Origin of the sequence: Nocardiopsis sp. RV163 (genome assembly GCF_001029525.1) — a bacterium.
Taxonomy (GTDB): Bacteria; Actinomycetota; Actinomycetes; order Streptosporangiales; family Streptosporangiaceae; genus Nocardiopsis; species Nocardiopsis dassonvillei.
The window spans coordinates 1-18,268 of the sequence record NZ_LEKI01000047.1; the positions used below are offsets into that span (position 1 = coordinate 1).

General features: G+C 73.3%; 15 protein-coding genes and 1 riboswitch. Of the genes, 7 read left to right on the plus strand and 8 right to left on the minus strand.

From position 1 onward, the window contains the following. Window positions 1-555, minus strand: a 555-nt coding sequence (locus ABD54_RS11070) for a threonine/serine dehydratase (protein ID WP_235432033.1), incomplete at its 3' end; no start/stop codon positions are given. A gap of 204 nt (window positions 556-759) precedes the next feature. Further along, window positions 760-940, plus strand: a riboswitch (cobalamin riboswitch). Window positions 941-964: 24 nt separating this feature from the next. Between ABD54_RS11070 and ABD54_RS11075 the strand changes: the two genes are divergently transcribed. The 3 genes from ABD54_RS11075 to ABD54_RS11085 are packed head-to-tail and all read left to right on the plus strand — an operon-like array spanning window position 965 to window position 4,169. Then, complete coding sequence (locus ABD54_RS11075; protein ID WP_047869368.1) at window positions 965-2,011, plus strand: ABC transporter substrate-binding protein; 1,047 nt, start codon at window positions 965-967, stop codon at window positions 2,009-2,011. An 8-nt stretch (window positions 2,012-2,019) separates the two neighbouring features. Then, the gene (locus ABD54_RS11080; protein WP_152692032.1) at window positions 2,020-3,111 is read left to right on the plus strand and encodes an iron ABC transporter permease; all 1,092 of its coding nucleotides are present in this window, start codon (window positions 2,020-2,022) and stop codon (window positions 3,109-3,111) included. Beyond that, on the plus strand, window positions 3,108-4,169 hold the full coding sequence (locus tag ABD54_RS11085) for an iron chelate uptake ABC transporter family permease subunit (RefSeq protein WP_047869369.1): 1,062 nt from the start codon (window positions 3,108-3,110) through the stop codon (window positions 4,167-4,169). Before ABD54_RS11080 ends, ABD54_RS11085 begins: the two co-directional genes overlap by 4 nt. 38 nt (window positions 4,170-4,207) lie before the next feature. Here the strand turns inward: ABD54_RS11085 and ABD54_RS11090 are convergent, their stop codons facing one another. Next, window positions 4,208-5,485: an MFS transporter gene (locus tag ABD54_RS11090; RefSeq protein WP_047869370.1), complete on the minus strand. Its 1,278-nt coding sequence runs from the start codon at window positions 5,483-5,485 to the stop codon at window positions 4,208-4,210. Window positions 5,486-5,742: 257 nt separating this feature from the next. On the opposite strand from ABD54_RS11090, the gene ABD54_RS11095 reads away from it, so the two are divergent. From ABD54_RS11095 to ABD54_RS11105, 3 genes are all read left to right on the plus strand, one after another. Further along, a complete protein-coding gene (locus ABD54_RS11095) occupies window positions 5,743-6,462 on the plus strand; it encodes a methyltransferase (protein ID WP_047869371.1) in 720 nt (239 codons plus the stop codon). After that, the gene (locus ABD54_RS11100; protein WP_047869372.1) at window positions 6,459-7,247 is read left to right on the plus strand and encodes a Rossmann-like domain-containing protein; all 789 of its coding nucleotides are present in this window, start codon (window positions 6,459-6,461) and stop codon (window positions 7,245-7,247) included. The genes ABD54_RS11095 and ABD54_RS11100 overlap by 4 nt, the downstream gene beginning before the upstream one ends. Window positions 7,248-7,337: 90 nt before the next feature. After that, the gene (locus tag ABD54_RS11105; RefSeq protein ID WP_047869373.1) at window positions 7,338-8,360 is read left to right on the plus strand and encodes a pyridoxal-phosphate dependent enzyme; all 1,023 of its coding nucleotides are present in this window, start codon (window positions 7,338-7,340) and stop codon (window positions 8,358-8,360) included. Window positions 8,361-8,493: 133 nt separating this feature from the next. Here ABD54_RS11105 and ABD54_RS11110 read toward each other — a convergent pair whose 3' ends face one another. Beyond that, the gene (locus ABD54_RS11110; RefSeq protein ID WP_047869374.1) at window positions 8,494-9,120 is read right to left on the minus strand and encodes a GAP family protein; all 627 of its coding nucleotides are present in this window, start codon (window positions 9,118-9,120) and stop codon (window positions 8,494-8,496) included. 348 nt (window positions 9,121-9,468) lie between these two features. On the opposite strand from ABD54_RS11110, the gene ABD54_RS11115 reads away from it, so the two are divergent. Then, window positions 9,469-10,062: a flavin reductase family protein gene (locus ABD54_RS11115; protein WP_047869375.1), complete on the plus strand. Its 594-nt coding sequence runs from the start codon at window positions 9,469-9,471 to the stop codon at window positions 10,060-10,062. A 60-nt stretch (window positions 10,063-10,122) separates the two neighbouring features. Here the strand turns inward: ABD54_RS11115 and ABD54_RS11120 are convergent, their stop codons facing one another. The 5 genes from ABD54_RS11120 to ABD54_RS11140 form a co-directional block, all read right to left on the minus strand. Next, the gene (locus ABD54_RS11120; RefSeq protein WP_047869376.1) at window positions 10,123-10,791 is read right to left on the minus strand and encodes a maleylpyruvate isomerase family mycothiol-dependent enzyme; all 669 of its coding nucleotides are present in this window, start codon (window positions 10,789-10,791) and stop codon (window positions 10,123-10,125) included. A 100-nt stretch (window positions 10,792-10,891) separates the two neighbouring features. Next, a complete protein-coding gene (locus ABD54_RS11125) occupies window positions 10,892-11,956 on the minus strand; it encodes a lytic polysaccharide monooxygenase (RefSeq protein ID WP_047869377.1) in 1,065 nt (354 codons plus the stop codon). A gap of 205 nt (window positions 11,957-12,161) precedes the next feature. Then, on the minus strand, window positions 12,162-13,502 hold the full coding sequence (locus tag ABD54_RS11130) for a cellulase family glycosylhydrolase (protein ID WP_047869378.1): 1,341 nt from the start codon (window positions 13,500-13,502) through the stop codon (window positions 12,162-12,164). A gap of 202 nt (window positions 13,503-13,704) precedes the next feature. Then, window positions 13,705-15,144: an endo-1,4-beta-xylanase gene (locus tag ABD54_RS11135; protein ID WP_047869379.1), complete on the minus strand. Its 1,440-nt coding sequence runs from the start codon at window positions 15,142-15,144 to the stop codon at window positions 13,705-13,707. Between the two features lie 72 nt (window positions 15,145-15,216). Next, window positions 15,217-17,901 carry a glycoside hydrolase family 48 protein gene (locus tag ABD54_RS11140; RefSeq protein WP_047869380.1) on the minus strand — a complete coding sequence of 895 codons (2,685 nt, stop codon included), beginning with the start codon at window positions 17,899-17,901 and terminating at the stop codon, window positions 15,217-15,219. Between the last annotated feature and the right edge of the window lie 367 nt (window positions 17,902-18,268).

The window sequence follows — 18,268 nt, forward strand, 5'->3', positions numbered from 1 at the left end:
GCGCGCCCGCCAGGACCGCGGCCGCGGCCAGGGCCCCGCTGGGCTCGGCGACCAGACGTGCCCCGTGGGCGACTGCTCCAGGATCTCCAGGCCGACCGTGCCCTGGCCCGCGATGACGCCCGGGTCGTCGAAGGGCGGGACGAGGGCCAGCCCCTCCTCGTCCCGGAGCCGCCGCGCGGTGGCCTCCCGCTCCCGGGGCGCGACCATGACGACGCGGGCGCCGAGGGCGCGCATGCGGTCGACCTTCACCACGGGCGCGCCCTCGGGGACGACGACGGTGCAGGGCGCCCCCTGCCGGGCGGCGGCGTAAGCGAGCGCCTGGCCGTGGTTGCCCGAGGAGTGGGTCACCACACCGCTGTGGCGCTGGGCGGGGTCGAGCAGGGCGACGGCGTTGGTGGCGCCGCGCAGCTTGAAGGCCCCGGTGGGCTGGAGGCTCTCGGGTTTGAGCAGGAACGGCGGCCCACCGGCCGGGCCCGCCGTCAGCGGGGTGCGCACCACCTCCCCGCGCAGGCGCTCCCGGGCGGCGCGGACGTCCTCCACCGTGATCAGTTCCATGCGTTCCCTGTTCCCGGTCCCGGACCGGCCACGCGTCCGTGCGTCGGCCCGGGCGCGGCGTCCGTGCGGGAATCTCGCGCCGCCGGGCCCTCCCGCCGCCGGTCAGGCCGCCCGCTCCCCTCCCGGCCGTCGGCCGGGAGGGGAGCGGGTCTCGCGGGAGGGGACCGCGTGCACTACCGTGGCCCGTTGACTGTCAGCACAAGTCCATATCGTCGACGTCGCAGTGCACGGGAAGCCGGTGGAAGTCCGGCGCGGTCCTCGCCACTGTGACCGGAGGGCGCCTCCCACACGCCACCGGGCCCGACACGGCCCGGGAAGGGGGGAGGCGCGGGGCCAGAACCCGACTCCGGGAGCCAGGAGACCGGCTGCGACCGTCCGCGTCATCAGACCACGAAGGATGGTTTGTACGTTGAAGCCCACCGGGGCACGCGCGGTCCGGTACCGCCTGCCCGCCTGCGCCGCCCTCGCCCTGCTCCTGGCCGCGACCGCCTGCGGCGGCGGATCCGCCGCCCCCTCCCCCGGGGCCACCGGGGAGACGATCCGCAACTGCGGCGTCGACGTGGCCGCGGACAGCCCGCCGGAACGGGTGTTCGCCGCCTACCAGCCCGCCATCGAGACCGCCCACGCGCTGGGCGTCAGCGACCGCCTGGTGGGGACCGCGTTCCTGGACGCCGCCGTCCTGGAGGAGTACGCGGACGCCCAGGCCGGACAGGAGTACTACCCCGACCTGCCCAGCCGCGAGGAGCTGCTCGGCCACGGGCCCGACTTCGTGCTCGCCGGGTTCAACGACGTGTTCACCGACGAGAACCTCGGCACGCGGGCCTCCCTGCGCGAGCTGGGCGTCGGTAGCTGGATCCCGGCGCCGCTGTGCCCGAGCGGGGACGGCCGCACCGACGCGACCATCGACCCGGCCTCGGTGACGATGGACAGCGTCTACGCCGACCTGCGGGACTTGGGAACGCTGTTCGACGCGCGCGAGCGCGCCGAGGAGGTCGTCGCGGACATGGAGGTCACGGTAGGCGGGGTGGCCCGGGCCCTGGAGGGCCGCGTGTCCGAGGAGGACCGGCCCACGGTGATGGTCGGCCGCCCCAGCGACCAGGGGTTCCGGGTGGCGGGCGGGCAGGACTTCTCCACCGAGGTCATCCGGCTGGCCGGCGGCGTCAACGCCTTCGCCGACCTGGACGGCGGGCGCAACCACGACGTGGCCGTCGAGGACGTGATCGCGCGCGACCCCGACTTCATCCTGGTCGACGTGTGCTGCGACGCGCGGATGACCGCCGCCGACGCCGCCCCGGACGTGGAGCGGATCACGGCCGATCCCGTGCTGGCCAACCTGACCGCGGTCACCGAGGAGCAGGTCGAGGAGTTCACCTTCGCCGACCGCTCCGCGGGTGTGCGCAGCGCGGCCGCGGTGGAGACGGTCGCCCGCATCCTGCACCCAGACCTTTTCGGGTAGGCGGGCCGATGGCCCCTCAGGCGGCCGAGAGGCCCGTGTCGACCGTGCCCCCGGGCGTCCGGCGCCGGCTGCGGGCCGCGGCCGACGGTTCCGGTGCGCTCGTCGGTACCCGCGCACGCGTCGCGGGGCTGGCGCTGGCGCTGCTGGTCCTGGCCGCGACCCTGCTGGTGTCGGTCCTGGTCGGCTACGAGCGGCTGTCGGTGTCCGACGTGTACCTGGCCTACGCCGGTTTCACCGGTTCGGACACCGACCTGGTCGTGCGGCACCTGCGTGTGCCGCGCACCCTGGCCGGGCTGGCGGTCGGCGCGGCCCTGGGCGTGTCCGGGGTCCTGGCGCAGGGGGTGACCCGCAACCCCCTCGGCGACCCCGGCGTCCTCGGTATCAACGCGGGCGCCTCCCTGGCCGCAGTCACGGCGATCAGCGTGTTCGGGGTGTCCGGGCTGCTGGGCTACGTCGGATTCGCCTTCGTGGGCGCCGCGGCGGCGGCCTGCGCGGTCTACGCCGTCGGGTCTCTGGGCCGGGAGGGCGGCGATCCGGTCAGGCTCACGCTCGCCGGAGCCGCGATCTCGGCCCTGCTCGGTTCGCTGACCTCGGCGATCGTCCTGCGCGACCGCGCGAGCCTGGACGAGTACCGGTTCTGGGTGGTGGGCTCGCTGGCGGGCGCCGACGGCGCGGCGCTGCTCCAGGCACTGCCGTTCCTGGCCGCCGGGCTGGTGGCGGCGGTGGCGGCGGCCCGGTCCCTGAACGCGGTGGCGCTCGGCGACGAGCTGGCCCGCTCCCTGGGAACACGGCTGTGGCTGGTGCGCGGGACGAGTGCTCTGGCGGTGGTGCTCCTGGCGGGGACGGCGACGGCCGTGGCGGGTCCGATCGGCTTCGTCGGGGTGGCCGTGCCGCACGTCGCGCGGGTCCTGGTCGGCCCCGACCACCGCTGGGTGCTGCCCTGGTCGGCGGTGCTGGCGCCCGTCCTGCTGTTGGCGGCCGACGTCGCGGGCCGTGTGGTGGCGCGTCCCGAGGAGTTGCAGGTCGGCGTCCTGACCGCTCTCATCGGCGCGCCGTTCTTCGTCCTCCTGGTGCGCGGGCGAAGGGTGGCGGGGCTGTGACGGCGCGTTCCGGTGTCCTGGGGCCCCGGACGGGGGTGGCCCGGCTGGGCGGGCTGTCGGTGCGGGTGTACTGGCCCTCGGCGCTGCTCGGCGGCCTGCTCACCGCCCTGGCCGCGGCGGTGGCCCTGGTCTCGCTGACCCTGGGCGACTTCGAGCTGGCCGTGGGCGAGGTGGTGGACGCGCTCACCGGCCGTGCCGGTGCGACGGTCACCCACGTGGTGGTGGAGATGCGGCTGCCGCGTGTGCTCACCGCCTTGGGCGTGGGCGCTGCGCTGGCGCTCTCGGGGGCGCTGCTGCAACGGCTGGCGCGCAACCCGCTGGTCAGCCCCGACGTCATCGGGGTCAGCGCGGGCGCGACGACCGGGGCGGTGGTCGCCATCGTGGTCTTCGGCGGCACGGCGGCGGCGATCGCGGTCAGCGCGCTGGCGGGCTCCGTGGCCACCGCGTTCCTGCTGTACCTGCTCGCCCACCGGCGCGGTGTCAGCGGGCAGCGGCTGGTCCTGGTGGGGATCGCGGTCACCGCGATGCTGGGCGCGGTGACGTCGTACCTGCTGACCCGAACGGAACTCACCACGGCGCAGCGCGCCGTGCTCTGGCTCACCGGAAGCCTGGCGAACCGGGGATGGCCGCACGCGGCGACGGTGGCGGTGGCGCTGGCCGTCCTGGCACCGACCGCGCTCGTGCTGGCACGTGAGCTGTCACTGCTCCAGCTCGGCGAGGACGCGGCGGCCGCCCTGGGCGGCCGGGTGCGGACCGCGCGCGGCGCCCTGCTGTTCACCTCCGCCGCGCTCGCGGCCGCGGCCACCGCCGTCGCCGGTCCCGTCGCGTTCATCGCGCTGGTGGCCCCGCAGATCGTGCGGCGGCTGCTGGGCGGACGAGCCCTCGGGCTGCTGCCCTGCGCCGCCTGCGGAGCGCTCCTGGCGGCCGGTGCCGACCTGGTCGCGCGCACCGCCTTCGGAGGCAGCGAACTGCCGGTAGGGGCGGTCACCGGGGTGTTGGGCGCCCCCTTCCTGCTGTACCTGCTGGCACGCGGCGAAGGCGCGGGACCGGGCCGGTGAACGTCCGGGGCGCCGCCCCGCCAGGATCGCCTTCGGGGTCACGGGGTTCGAGGGGCCGGGGCCCCGCGGCCGCCCATCGCGAAGTGGCGCGAGCCGGGGGCGAGCGCCGCGGCCCCCGGGGCCAGGAAGCACAGGACGGCGCACGCGACCAGGACCGCCTCCGTGCCGAAGGCCTGGGTAGCCGGGGCGATGAGCGCGAGCCCGACCGGGGCCAGGCCGTAGGAGAACAGGAAGTCCAGCGAGGAGACTCGGGCGAGCTTGTCGGGCGCGACCTCGCGCTGGGCGGCGGTGAACCACGGGACGTTGAACAGCTCGATCCCGACCCCCGCCAGGGCGTAGGCGGCGAACACCGTCCACGGGCCCGCGGGCAGGAGCAGGCTCAGCGGCGCGAGGCCGTACAGGGCCAGGCCCGCCAGAGCCACCCACCCCTGGGAGGAGGGGCGCCAGCGCCCGATCAGCAGCGCCCCGGCCAGCGCGCCGCCGGTGTAGGCGGTCAGCGCGCCCGCCAGCACCGCCTCGGTGCCGTAGGTGTCGCGGCTGACCACGGGGAGCAGCACGCCCGTGGCGGAGTACCCGGTGGCGATCACCGCCGTCAGCGCGCCCAGACCCGCGAGGAACCACGTGTGGCGCCGGGCCTCGCGCAGCCCGTCGCGGAAGTCGGCGACCAGGGAGGGGCCGCGCGCGGGCGCCGCCGCCGCCGTGGCGGGGGCACCCCGGCCCCCGGGCGGGGCCAGGGCGGCGACCGCCCAGAGCGCGGCGGTGACCAGGAGGAGGGCGTGCACGCCCAGGACCGTGGAGAGCAGCGCCGTCGCCCCAGGGGCGACCAGGGTGGTGACCCGCACTGAGATGGTGAGCGCCGCGTTGGCGCGCTGGCGCCGCGGCTCGTCCACGACCTCGGCGGTCAGCGCCTGGAAGGCGGGTCTGCAGGCTCCCTGTCCAGCGCCCACGGCCGCCGCCGCCACGGCCGCCAGCCCCAGGGCTCCGGTCGCCACGCCCGCGGCGACCAGCGGCGTGGCCGCCGCCGCGAGGACCCCGGCCCACAGCACCACCGCACGGCGGGAGAGCCGGTCTGCCAGCAGGCCGCCGAGCGGCAGGGCCAGGAGGAACCCGCCGGTACGTGTGGCCAGTAGGAGGCCGAGCCCCATCGCGGTGAGCGTTCCGTCCAGGACGGCCAGGCCGAGGATGAACGGCATGGCCCAGGTGGCCAGGCCCGAGGCCGTGCTCCCCGACCACAGGCGCAGGAAGGCGGGGTCGAGGAGCACGTGCGCACGCGGTGGGGCCGTGGGCACGGCGCCGGTCTGCTGGGTGTGGGCCACGTCTTTCCACGTCCTCTCCGCGGGTGGTCACCGGCGGGGCGCGGCTGACGCCGCCCTCGCCCGGGCGCGTCCGCCGTGGGGCCCGCCCCGCCGGGCGGTACTGGGCGGACACACCCCGGGGACGCGAACTCCGACCCCACTAATGACAATGGTTATCGTTTTATCTACAATAGCGCGCGGACTCCGGTACTCAGAACATTCCGGCGCTCCCCGTTGGTGTCCCGTGTTACTCCCGACCCCCTTTTGGAAGGACGACCGTGGACCGCTCCCTCGTGGACCAACTGCCCCCGCCGCTTCCCGCCGAACAGATCCTCGCCGTCAACCCGCCGCGAGAGGACCTGCACACCACCCGCTCCTACACCTGGAACGGCTGGGGGTTCGAGGTGCCGCCCGGCGTCTTCCTCCCCGGCGGGACCAGCAGGATGATCCACCAGCGCATCCTGGACGACGACATCGACGTGCGTGGACGGCGCTACGCCGCCATGGGCGTGGGCCTGGGCGTGGAGGCCGTCGCCGCCGGGGCCCGAGGCGCACGCCGGGTCCACGCCGCCGACGTCCACGCCCCCAGCGTGGCGGCCGCCGCCGACAACTTCGCGCGCCTGCTCGGCGGCGGCACCGCTACCGAACTCGTCCCCGTGACCGGCGACGTGTTCGAGGGCTTCCCGGACGGGACCGCGCTCGACGTGGTCACCTTCAACCCGCCCGCGGTCAGCCGGGCGGTCAGCACCGACCCCGACGTCGTGCGCAACGTGTGCGTGGGCGCGCCGATCACGGAGAAGTTCTTCACCCAGTTGGCCGAGCGCCCGCTCCTGGCCCCCGGCGCGGAGGTCTTCCTCATCGCCTCCAACACCGCCGACCTGCGCCGCATCGTCGGGCACGCGGAGGCCACCGGCTTCCGGGCCGGGGTGCACCACCGGCACGACTGGGGCGACGGGGTCCTGACCTACCTGTTCCGCTTCCAGGAGGTGGGCGGATGACCCTGGACGAACTCCTGCGCGACACCGCCGACCGGGTCGGCGACGCCGTGGCCACCAGCGTCTTCTGGCTCCACCACGGCACCCGCCTGGCCGGGGGCGACACCACCTACCTCAACCACTACGTCGCCGTGCGCGTCGGCGGGGCCTTCGGTGCCTGCGCCTTCGAGGACAGGCAGATCGCGCCGGACCTGTGCCGCGAGGCCTCGGGGGCCCCGCTGGCCGAACTGATCGCGCGGGGGCCCCTCCCCCTGCGGGTGGCCGCCCTGGACGCCTACCTCGCCCACACCGCGCCGCACCGCGAGGACCCCCGGGCCGAGCCGGTCACCCTGCCCGCCGGGACGCCCGAGCAGCGCGCTGAGGCCAGGGACGCCGCCGTCGCCGGTCTCGTCCCCATCACCGAGGGCGCGCGGATCGCGCTGATCGGCGTCGTCAACCCCCTCGTGGCCGCCATCCGCGAGCGCGGCGGCGAGTGCCTGCCCTGCGACCTGAACCTGCGCACCACCCGTTGGGGCGACCCCGTCTCGGAGTCCATGGAGGAGGTGGTCGACGCCGCCGACGCCGTCGTCGCCACCGGCATGACCCTGGGCAACGGCACCTTCGACCCGCTCCTGGCGCGGTGCCGCGGACGCGGCGTCCCCCTGTACGTCTACGCCCAGAGCGCGAGCGCGGTGGCGCGCGCCTTCCTCGGCCGCGGAGTCGACGGAGTCTCCGCCGAGCCCTTCCCCTTCTCCCAGTTCAGCGCCGACCCCACCCGGCTCTACCGCTACCGGGCGACCCCGGCCTGAAACGACGCCCTCCTCCCCGGGCGCGCGCGTGCACCGTCGCGTTCCGGCGCACGCGCGCGCCCGCCCCAGCCACCAGTAAGGAGAACGACCGTGGACGAGCACGCCTCGGAAGCGATCGGCCGCCCCGACCTCATCGACCTGGGCGGCGGACTGCTGTGCCTGCGGTTCGAGACCCTCAAGGCCCTCTCGGCCCTGGCCGCCGTCCGCCATCTCGTCGAGACCGGCGCCGTCCGCCCCGGAGACACCATGGTGGACAGCTCCAGCGGCGTCTACGCGCACGCGCTGGCGCTGGCCTGCCACCGGTACGGGCTCCGATGCCACATCATCGGTTCCACCACCGTCGACCGCACCCTGCGCGTGCAGTTGGAGGTGCTGGGCGTGCGCCTGGAGCAGATGGAGCCCAGCGACGACCTGCGCCTGGACCAGAGCCGCCGGGTGCGCCGGGTCCGGGAGGTCCTGGCCGCCCACCCGGACCACCACTGGATGCGCCAGTACCACGACCCCCTCCACTACCTGGGCTACCGTGAGGTTGCCGAGACGGTCCGCCGGGAGACGGCGGGCGCGGACCTCACGCTCGTGGGCGGTGTGGGAACGGGCGTGTCCACCGGCGCGCTGGGCACCTACCTGCGCGAGGCCGACCCGGGGACCCGCCTGGTGGGGGTGCAGCCGTTCGGCAGCGTCACCTTCGCCAGCGACGGCGTGCCCGACCGGGACATCATCATCGCCGGGATCGGCAGCGCCATCCCCTTCGGCAACGTCGACCACACCCTCTACGACACCGTGCACTGGACCGGTTTCACCGCGGCCCTGGCCGGGACGGTGGACCTGCTGCGGCGGCACGCCGTGTTCGCGGGGCTCTCCAGCGGCGCCGCCTACCTGGCCGCCCGGTGGGAACTCGGGCTCGCCCCCGGCCGGACGGTGGTGTTCGTCGCCGCCGACACCGGCCACCGGTACACCGAGTCGGTGTTCGCCCGCCACCGGGAGGCCGAGGCGGTGGAGGACCTCAAGCCGCTGGACGTCACCGGCACCTCCGAGCTGCGCCCGCCCTGGGCGCGCATGGAGTGGCGCCGGGCGGGGGCGCCGCGGCAGGCGGAGTTCGACCGCACGGCCTGAAGCCGGAGGCGCGGGCGCGGGGCGGCGGCCGCGCCCGCGCCGGTGGCGCGTCGGCCCCTCCGAACCCCTCCCGCCCGGCAACCCGGGGACACCCGGTGCCCCCGTCGCCTCGGACGACCGGCCTGGACCACCCTCACAGCAGGAGGAGCACGAAGATGGCGCAGGTGGCGATGGTGACCAGCCAGCTGTGGGAGTTCAGCCAGTCCCGGGCGGCGGGCATGGCGTTTCGCGCGCGCCTGCCCACTGTCAAGAGCGAGAGCAGGGGCAGCGCGGCTATGAGCACGGTCAGGGCGACGAATCCGAGCGCCGCCGCGAAGGCCTCTCCACTGTGGGCCAGGTGCGCTCCCACCGTGAGCATGATGACGATGTCGGAGGGCATCACCAGGATCACCAGGAGTCCCGTCGTGAACGCACGCGTGGTCCCGGCTTCCATGAGCCCCGTGAGCCACCCCGGCGGCTCGGACGTCGCACGGTGGAGGAAGGCCCTGATGGCGGCGGCGACGAGCAGCGCCACCAGGCCGAACTGGATCAGACTTCCCACCGAACCGGTGTCGGAGGGGTCACCCAGGGGCACCACCACGCCGAACAGGGAGAGGATGAGGTAGGCGAGGGCCACGCCCACGCCCGTGGCGATCGCCACGCCAGCCAGGAACGCCAGGGACACACGCACGGCCCGGCGGCTGGTGACCAGAACCAGCGCCGCGATGATCTGCGGTCCCGCCATCATGGTGATCGCCAACGGAAGAATCTTGAGGTCCATACCTTCTCACCGCCAAAGCTGCCCGGTGGGTTCGCGGCTCACGCGACACGCCCCTTCGCGTCCCCGAACGGTTCTTCCCCCACGGGCTCGGCACCGCGACGGTGCCGCCGACGCCACGGGCGAAACCGCGAGGCGGCGCAAAGAACGCCGCGGGATGTCCGCGCCGACGCTCTCGGTCGTCTACAGATGGTCCTGCCCACGGACCGCGCGGCTGACTCCCGCCGCCCGGTCGCAACCGCCCTCTTGCAGTGCGCCGCGCGCGCGGGCGGCTTTTCCGCGCCCGTTTCGGGGGTGCCGTGCGGCCCGGGGGTTCGGCGCGCTCGGCGCGGGGCGGGATAATCGATGCCGATGCGTACCGAATGGACACCGCAAGACCTGCCCGGACGAGCGTTCTACCAACTGATGACGGCCGTGATCCTGCCGCGCCCGATCGCGTGGGTCTCGACCACGTCTGCGGCGGGCGTGGACAACCTGGCGCCGCACTCCTTCTTCACCGTCGCCTGCACCCAACCGCCGATCGTGCAGTTCACCTCGGTGCGGCGCAAGGACTCGCTGCGCAACGTGGAGGAGACCGGCGAGTTCGTGGTCAACCTGGCACCGGAGCCGATGCGGGAACAGGTCAACGCCAGCGGCACCTCCTACCCGCCGGAGGTGAGCGAGTTCGAGGCCCTGGGGATCGGGCGCGAGCCCAGCGCGTCGGTGCGCCCGCCCCGGGTGGCCGACTCACCGGTGGCGCTGGAGTGCGTGCTGCACTCGACGGTGGGCCTGGGCGACTCGACGGTGGTGTTCGGCCGGGTGGTGCGGGCGGCCGTGGAGGAGTCGGTGCTGGTGGACGGGCACCCCGAGGCGGCCCTGCTGCGCCCGCTGGCGCGGCTGGGCCGCAACGAGTGGTCCACGCTGGGCGAGGTGCGGGCCCTCGACCGGATCCCGTACCGGCCCTGACCCGGCGGCGGTCACCGGCGGTCCCGGCCCCCGGCTGCGGCCGTCCTCGCCCGCCCGCGCTCAGACCCGCAGGTCGGCCTCGGGGAGGGGGAAGGCCGACAGACGGTACAGGACGCCGGAGGGGTCGCCGCTCCAGTCCATGGCGCGTATCTGGGCGGCACTGCGGCGGCCGGTCACGGCGCGCACCAGTTCGAAGGCAGTGGCCGACCACTCCAGGTCGGCCCGCTCACCGAAGGCCCACTCCTGGCCGGTGTCGGCGGCAGCCACGCGCACCCCGGGCAGTCCGGGGGACCACGCGCGGGCCGTCGCGCCCAGGACGAAGGCGGCCAGTTCGTCGGCGTGCCCGGTCTGGGCGGGCAGCCCCAGCGCGCCCCGGACGTCGTTCTCGTGGTGCCACACGTCGATCGCGGGCAGGGAGTAGCGGGCCCGGGTCCGGGTGGCGAAGACCTCCAGCAGGGCCGGGGTGTCCGCGCGCCAGGCCGCGCAGAGCGCGGCGATGTCCAGGTGCTCGCGCTCGGCCACCTGGCGGGCGGTGACGGCGTCGTCGGCCGGGGGTGTGACCCGCTCCGCCGGCACGTCGGCGCAGAGGCCGGCCAGGTGGGCGTAGGTCTGCCGGACGGTCCACGCGGGCAGGGCGGGGACGGGCGCGGCGAGCTGCTCGGCGCCCAGGTCGTCGGCGAGCGCGAGCATGCGCTCCTGGCAGGAGGTGTAGATCTTCGCGGTGTCCATGGCGCCACGGTACCGAACAGCGTTCGGTACCGTGGCGCCGGGACCGCGCGGGCCGGTGCGGCCCTCATGTGGGGGGTACGGTCCCTCCGGAATGGTCAGGTCACGGCTCCTGGCAGGACACCCTCGGTTCGATGTTCACGTTCCCCGAGGTGGCGGTGAACCCGAAGCTGGCGCTCTCCCCGGCCGCGAGCGAGCCGTTGTGCGCGGCGTTCGTGGCCTCGAAGTGGGCGCCGTGGTTGACGAGCGAGGCGTTCCAGGCGCTGCTGACCGCCTGGCCGTTGGCGAACACCCAGTCGACCATCCAGCCGTCGGTCCCGTTCTCCCCCGCGGTGACCTCGACCTCGGCCTGGAAGCCGCCCTGCCACTCGTTGAGGACCGTGTACTCGGCCGTGCAGTACTCGCCCGTCGGCGGGTCCGTGGGCTCGGGCTCTGGTTCGGGCTCCGGCTCCGGCTCCGGCTCCGGCTCGGGGTCGGGGTCCGGGTTGCCGCCCGTTCCCCCTTCGAAGACCACGTCGGAGCAGTTGTAGAACGCCTCGGGGCTGTCGGAGCGCTCCCACACCACGTAGATGACGTGCTGGCCCTCCTTGTCGGGCAGGTCCACGTCCCAGTAGTACTCGGCACCGGCGACGCCGCCGCTGCGCAGCGGCGGGTCGGTGACCTCGTCGATGAGCTCCAGGGAGTCCCAGGTCAGCGCGTCGGTCGCGGGGTCGAACCCGTCCTCGGTGACGTAGGTGTAGAAGGTGCCCGGGTGCGCGGCCCAGGCGTTGTGGTGGAACTCCACCGTCGTGTCGGCGGGCAGCTCGGTGGTCGGCCAGTCGGCGCGGACCGCGTTGAAGGCCGAGAAGCTGTCGGTGGGTCCGCACAGCTCGCCGTCGGCCACGAACTCCTGGTGGCGCCCGTCGGAGTTGCCGATGAGGTTGCCGAACCAGTTCCAGAACGGGTAGTCGCCGCCCTCGGCCAGCGCGTCGGCGCAGGCGTCGTTGGTCGGCTGGAGCGCGCCGCCGCTGCTGCCGCCGGTCGCGTCCTGGAAGCAGGCGTAGGTGCGGCTGGCCGGGTAGGTGAACGCGCCGTGGGCCTGGGCAGTGTCGGGCAGCGCGACGACGGTGGTGCCGACGGCGAGGCCGCCGAGCGCCACGGCCATGGCGAGGGTACTGCGTGACCGCATGGGCCACTCCAATCTCTGTGGGGGGTGCCCGGCCGCACCGGGGCGGTGCGGCCGGGGCGGGGGGTCTGTTCCCTCAGCGGGATCAGCGGGTGCTTCGGATCACGTGGTCACCGGGTTGTAGGGGTACTGGGTCGCAGGGGCACCGGGTTGTGGGGGTTGGGGGTCGTGGGACTTGCGAGTCACTTGGGACGGGGTCGGTCGCCGGTCAGGAGCCGCTGCACGTGAGTTCGGGCTCTGAGACACCTCCGCTGGAGACGCCGACGAACCCGAACGAGGTGGACTGACCCGCCGCGAGCGCGCCGTTGTACCCCACGTCCGTCGCGGTCACACTCCCACCGCTACCGGACACCGAGGCGTTCCAGGCGTGCGAGACACTCTCACCACTGCCGAAGGTCCACTCCACCGTCCACCCCGACAGAGCCGCACCCGCCGTCACCGTCACCTGAGCCTGGAAACCCCCCTGCCACTGGTTCGTCACCGAGTACACCGCCTCACACTCACCCGACGGCGGGTCCGTGGGCTCCTCGGTCGGCGGGTCGGTCGGGTCGGGGCCGCCGCCGTAGACCGGGGCCTCCTCCGCGGTGGCGGCGATGCCGTCGGGTCCGTTGAAGATGCGCTCGCCCCAGGGAGTCAGGCTGTCGGCGTCGAAGCCCTCCACCATGTCCAGGTACTCCACGGGGCTGCCGTTGCCGCTCCAGGACCAGCCGATGTAGCCCAGGCCCAGGCGCTCGGCGTGGGACATGATGGCGTCCTCGTCGGGGTCGCCGTCGGAGTGGTCGTGGCCGAACTCGCCGACGATCAGCGGCAGGCCCGCGTCGACGAAGTGCTCCAGGTAGGAGACGACCGTCGACTCCTGCTGGTAGACGCCGTACATGTGCACGGAGAAGACCGTGTTGGCGTGCGGGTCGGAGTCGAACACCGACTGGGCGTCCTCGCGCATGACGCCCGCCCAGTCCTGGCCCCAGTTGGGCGCGTCCACGACCAGGGTGTGGTCGAAACCCGCGTCGCGCAGGCGGTTGACGGCGTCGCCGGTGTCGGCGGCCCAGTTCTGGTTGATCGCGGCGTCGTTGCCGTAGGGCTCGTTGCCGATGTTGACGAGGATGTGGTCCTCCTCGCCCTCGACGGCCTCCTGGACGCGCAGCCAGTAGTCGACGGCCTGGTCGAGCGTGGCGGCCCCGGCCTGTTCGCCGTAACCGGTGGTGTCGTGCACCTCCAGGACGCAGATCAGCCGGTTGGTCTTGCACTCGTCGACGACGTCGGCCACGTCGGCGGCGGTGTTCTCCGTCCAGCGCTGGCCGCTGCTGAGGACGACGCGGACGGTGTTGGCGCCCAGGGTCTTGATGTCGGAGAACGACTGGGTCTCCTGGGCGTACCAGGTGTGGGCGTGGCTGACGCCGCGGATGACGAAGTCGTTTCCGGCGGCGTCGACGAGGCGGCCGTCGCTGACGCGGAAGCCGGTGTCCGCGTGCGCGGGCAGCGAGTGCACGAGCAGTGCGGCCACCAGGGTGATGACCGACCCGAGGGCGATCAGCAGGCGTTTGAGCATGGGGGGCTCCAGGTGGAGGGGCGGACGACGTTGTCGTGTTGCGGGGACTCCCGCCCTCGCGGGCGGGGACCGGGTGGGCGCCGGGGGTCGGCGGCTGCGGTCCCCCGGCGCCCGGTCCTGACACAGGCGCGGCCTGTTCCGGGGCGGTCGCGTCAGCGTCGTTCGGTTCCGGTACTCCCCCGCGGACGGGGTCGGTCGCCGGTCAGGAGCCGCTGCACGTGAGTTCGGGCTCTGAGACACCTCCGCTGGAGACGCCGACGAACCCGAACGAGGTGGACTGACCCGCCGCGAGCGCGCCGTTGTACCCCACGTCCGTCGCGGTCACACTCCCACCGCTACCGGACACCGAGGCGTTCCAGGCGTGCGAGACACTCTCACCACTGCCGAAGGTCCACTCCACCGTCCACCCCGACAGAGCCGCACCCGCCGTCACCGTCACCTGAGCCTGGAAACCCCCCTGCCACTGGTTCGTCACCGAGTACACCGCCTCACACTCACCCGACGGCGGGTCGGTCGGATCCGGATCCGGGCCGGGACCCGGGTCGGAATCGCCCCCGAGAGCCTCGTGGATCGACCAGTAGGCGGGCTTGGGCTCGTAGTTCTCGTCGATGGGCAGCGCCGCGCCCTGGCCCGGGAAGGTACCGGGGACCCAGGAGTGGGCGTCGGTGACGCCCCAGACGATCACACCGGAGCACTCGTCGACCGCGTAGCAGGCGTTGACCACCTGCTCGTAGTCCCTGCCCTGCTGCTCCAGCTTCTGCTGCGTGACCGGCAGCTGTACGCGGATGTCCAGTTCGGTGATCATCACCTCCAGGCCCAGGTCCGCGAAACGCTGGATGTTCTGCTGGATGCTGGAGGGGATCTGTCCCGCGATGAGGTGGCCCTGGAAGCCGATGCCGTCGATCGGCACACCCTGCGCCAGCAGGTCCCGGACCAGGTCGTAGTAGGCGTCGCTCTTGGCGTTGATCCCGTCGATGTTGTAGTCGTTGATGAACAGGCGTGCGTCGGGGTCGGCCCGGTCGGCCATCCGGAAGGCCTCCGCGATGAAGTCCTGCCCCAACGTCCGGTAGAAGACCGAGTCGCGGAACTGGGCGTTGTCCCCGATGGGCTCGTTGACCACGTCCCAAGTGGCGATGTCGTCGCGGTAGCGTCCCACCGTGGTGCTGATGTGGGTGTCCATGACGTCCAGCAACTGGCCCCGGCTGAAGCTGCCGTCCCTCACCCAGGAGGGGAGCTGGCTGTGCCACACCAGTGTGTGGCCGTGGACCAGTTGGTCGTTCTGCTGGGCGAAGTCCACGATGCGGTCGGCGTTGGTCCAGTTGAACTGCCCGGGCTGGGGCTGGACGGTCTCCCACTTGAGGTCGTTCTCGTGGGTGACGGAGTTGAACTCGGTCGCGGCGGTCTGCGCGTAGGCGGCCTGGTTCAGGTGCTGCGGCGCGACCGCGGTACCCATGCGCAGACCGCGCTGGTCGGCGAGCTCGCGCAGGGTGGCCTGCTGTGCCTGGACCGCTTCACCCGCCGTGAGCGGAGTGTCCTCGGCGTGGGCGGTGGCGGTCAGACCGACCGTGACCAGGCTGAGGGCGAGGGCGACCGCGGCCGCGGCCCCTCCTCGGAGCTGTCTTCGCCCCTTGGTGAGCGACATGGTGTTCCTTTCTCCTGTGGGGGTCGGGGGCGGGCGCCGTCGGCGCCCGCCCCCGTGCGCGGCTACGGCCGGTCAGGCGCCGTCACCGAACAACTCGCCGTGGGTGGCGAGGGCTGTGGCCACGTCCACCTGCGCCCAGAAGCGGTGGTAGGTGAACTCGGGCACCGGTCCCCCGTCGAGGTACTCCTCGACCTGGGGCCAGTTCGGGTCGTCCTCGTAGAAGGACCGGATGGACAGGAACGTGGAGTCGGAGTCGACCGGATCCCCGTTGGGCATCTGGCCGGTCCATCCCTCGGGGATGTAGAGGCCGCCGTCGGGGGCGCCGAACTCGTCGTCGAAACGGGCGTAGTCGGCCCGCGTCTCGGGAACGGCGACGCCCAGGTCGTCCTGGTTGGCCAGGAGGGCGTCGAGCAGGCCCTCGGCCGTCGTCCGGGAGTCGGCGTCACCGGTGGCGGCGGCGTAGTGCATGAGGGTCTTGGCCAGGCCCGCGGCGATGCCGACGTCCTGCCCGTGCGAGACGACCTCCACGCTCAGGTCGGGGTTGCCCGTGGACTCGCCCGTCCAGGTGTCGGGTCGGCCGCTCCACTCCATGTCGGCGGGGATGGCGAACTCGCCGTTCTCACCGACGGTGGTGTTGGCGATCGCCCAGGGCACCCAGTCGTCCAGGATGTCCCCTGCGCGCTCGTCGCCGGTGATGCGGTAGTACTCGGCCACCCGCTCCATGTCCCAGACCTGGAAGCCGAACCACCGGTTGGACGGCGGGTCGTGCCAGACGGGCTTCTCGTCGTAGAACATGCCGTAGAAGGTGGGCGTGCCCGAGGGCGGCTGGGCGTAGGTGCCCTCCCAGCTGTTGGTCGCGCCGCCCGCGATGGCGCCGTCGGAGGACTGGAGCCACTCCAGGAACTCCAGTTGCCGGTCGAGGCTGGTGCCCCAGTCCTCGGTGCCGGTGGCCGACTCCGGCTGGAGCTCGGACACCTCCGAGAGCGCGTAGGCCGCCATCACGTTCTGGTAGCCCTGGTGGGCGGAGGATCCGCCGATGCGCCAGGCCCAGGGGTACTGGGCGCTCTCCAGCGCGCCGCCCCAGGAGTAGTACCAGGCCATGAGGTAGTGCGCGGAGTCCTTGCCCGATCCGGGCGGGCAGGACTGGGGGTCGACGCAGTCGCCGATCTCCTTGAAGTACTTGTCGAACATGGCGTAGCGCAGGTAGTCGCCCATCATCGCCGCGTTGGAGACGTTCTCGGCGATCGCGCCCTCGTTGCCCTGCGCCGAGGCCCACTGGTGCGCCAGGTAGGCCACCTGCACGGCGCGCGCGTCGGCGTCGGGGGCGTTGGTGTAGCGCCACTGCTCGGAGTAGTTGTCGTCGTCGGTGAACAGGTCGAGGAACCCGTTCTCGCCGCCGTGCTGGAAGGTCTCGCAGGACGGGTGCGGCACGGTCTCCCAGACCGACTCGTTGGAGCCGCGCTGGAAGGTGTTGACGTAGGCGGGGGCCTCGTCGGTCCCGTCGCCGCAGAACCCGTAGCCGTAGGTGTTGTCCACGTCCAGCAGCCAGTGCATGCCGTAGACCTCGTCGGTGCCGTAGGTGCTGCTCAGCTCCTGGGCGAGCGGGTCCTGCCCCGCCTCGGCCGAGTCGTCCAGCGGCATCGGGTAGTCGCTCGGGTCGAGCGACTCGGGGATGTAGGTGGCCGGGGACGACGGGTCGTAGGAGCCGTTCGTGGGCTGGTCGGCCGTGCCCGGGATGATGAAGGCCTCCATGGACTCCCACGCGGAGTTGAAGGGCTCCCAGTCACCGGTGATCCTGCCGTAGGCCGCCTCCAGCCACAGGTAGTAGCTGTAGGCCTCGGAGGTGGTGGCGTGGCCGTGGTCGGGCGCCTCCACGATCAGGGTCTCCACCGAGTGGTACGGCACGAGGAGGCCGTCGAACTCGCGGAAGTAGCCGCTGTCGGGGTCCTTGATCTTGTCGTACTGGGTGAGGAACTCCTCCTCGTAGGCGTTGGAGGCGCCGGAGAGTTCGCGCGCGGTGACGACCACGGGGTCGTAACCCTCGGCGGAGACGGTGAACTCGGCCCGGGCGGGGGCGCCCGAGCCGTCGCCGGAGGAGGCGACCGTCACCTCCTGCGGGGTGTCCCAGTCGGCGTCACCGAAGGTCAGCGAGGCGCCCGAGGCCACCGACAGGGTCGAACTGCCGGAGGTGTGCTCCACGCTGACGGCCACGTCCTCGGCGGGCGCCTCGGACAGGGCCACGTCGAAGGCGGCCTCGCCGCCGGGCTCCAAGGTGACCGAGCCGGGGGCCACGACCAGGGTCGGGTCCTCGGGCTCGGGTTCCTCGTCCTCGCCCGCGCAGTCCAGGCCGTTGAGGGTGAAGTCGGCGGGCACCTCGTTGGCGCCGCTGTAGGTGGCTTGGAAGCCGAACGTCGCGGTCTGGCCGGAGGCGAGGTCGGGCGCCCAGGACGGGCCGCTGGCGGTCACGGAGCTGCCGCTCTGGGAGACCTGCGCGCTCCAACTGTTGCTGATGCGCTGGTTGCCGGAGAACTCCCAGCCCAGCGTCCAGTCGGAGACGGACTCGGCCTCGTTGGTGACCGAGACCTCGGCTGTGAAACCCGAGCCCCAGTCGTTGAGCTGGTAGTCGACGGAGCAGATCGGTGCGGCCTGCGCGGGCGCGGCCGGAAGGAGGGCCGCTAAGAGCACCGCGCCGAGAAGCGCGGGCGCGGGTCTGCGCCAGCGCGCCGGGCGGCGCGGGCCGGGACGGGGGGTGGTCACTTGTCCTCCTCGGACAGGTTCGCCGTTCCCCTCCGCGGCCCCGCGCGCCTGAGGACGGCGCCGGGGCGGAACTCTCCGATGGGGGAGGCGGCGGGGTCGGAGTGCGGGTGTGGGGGGAGGGAGCCGGGTACGACGCCGTGAACTGCGGCTCGTTGCCCGGATCGGGCCGGTGTACGTCCGGTTTTCTTCCGGAATTCGGACGCCTGTTTTGCGCGCGCCTTGCGGGAGCGCTCCCAGGCATCGTGGGGCGAAGTTAACACCCACGACACACGGAGACAACGGGTGCAAACGTGGTGACTGCTCGTTAAGTTCCCGGGGCCCCGGGGCGGGCCGGACCGCCCCGGGGAGCCTCGGGACGCAGCGCGGA